At 58.4% G+C, this 269-nt stretch carries 1 protein-coding gene; it reads right to left on the bottom strand.

Going from position 1 to position 269, the window contains the following annotated elements; genetic code table 11:
* The coding region (locus QN347_RS20035; protein ID WP_323494434.1) for an FGGY family carbohydrate kinase at positions 1–269 on the bottom strand (269 nt) is incomplete at both ends.

Genomic DNA, 269 nt, shown 5'->3' with positions numbered 1-269 from the left:
ATGATCGAGAATCCAATTGATCTTGGTAGCGGAAAAATAGGCATCGACCGGCAAACCGGTTTTAGCCCTCACCATATCCTCTAGCCCACGGGCTTTGAGCGCATCGCAGTAGTCGGCGGTACGGCGGTCTTGCCAGACGATGGCGGGATAGATAGGCCGGCCGCTGGCACGATCCCAGACGATGGTCGTTTCGCGCTGATTGGTGATGCCAATGGCGGCAATAGCGTCGCCGTTCAAGCCGGCGTGAGCCAGTACTTGGGCTGCGACAC

It is taken from the genome of Sphingomonas sp. 10B4, from assembly GCF_035019905.1.
GTDB lineage: Bacteria > Pseudomonadota > Alphaproteobacteria > Sphingomonadales > Sphingomonadaceae > Sphingomonas > Sphingomonas glacialis.
This window is presented reverse-complemented; position numbering and strand designations above follow the sequence as displayed.